Annotated in this window: 1 protein-coding gene; it reads left to right on the forward strand. The window is 63.6% G+C overall.

The features are described 5' to 3' along the window. Positions 1-517 (forward strand): EF-hand domain-containing protein (locus tag AF337_RS25580; RefSeq protein WP_193393657.1); only part of this gene is annotated, 517 nt, incomplete at its 5' end. Between the last annotated feature and the right edge of the window lie 52 nt (positions 518-569).

Genomic DNA, 569 nt, shown 5'->3' on the forward strand with positions numbered 1-569 from the left:
CTTCGACAGCGAAGGTTCCGGCTCGCTATCGGTCGATGCGCTGACCGAGGCCATGTCCGCCCAGCAGTCGGAACGTGCCGAGGGGCCGCCGCCCCCGCCACCCTCCGACGATGACGACCTTGCATCCCTGCTCTCCGATCTCGATACCGACGGCGACGGGCTTGTGAGCAAAGCCGAGTTCGTTGCAAGTCGGCCGTCCGATTTGAGCGAGGAGCAGGCCGGCACGCTGTTCGACAGCTTCGACAGCGAAGGTTCCGGTTCGCTATCGGTCGATGCGCTGACCGAGGCCATGTCCGCTCAGCAGTCGGAACGTCCCGAAGGACCGCCGCCGTCCGCTGACGACGACCAGTTTGCATCTCTGCTCTCCGGTCTCGATACGGACGGAGACGGGCTCGTGACATTGGACGAATTCATGGCGGGTAAGCCGGACGACGTCACCGAAAGCCAGGCAAGCCAGCTCTTTAGTCTGCTCGACACGTCAGGCACCGGTTCATTGTCTGCACAGTCCGCGAGCTGACGGTCGTTAAGCCGTCGCCATTGCGGTCGCTGGAGGATCTGCACTGAGACGG

The organism is Rhizobium ecuadorense (genome assembly GCF_001187535.1).
In the GTDB taxonomy this organism is placed as follows: Bacteria; Pseudomonadota; Alphaproteobacteria; order Rhizobiales; family Rhizobiaceae; genus Rhizobium; species Rhizobium ecuadorense.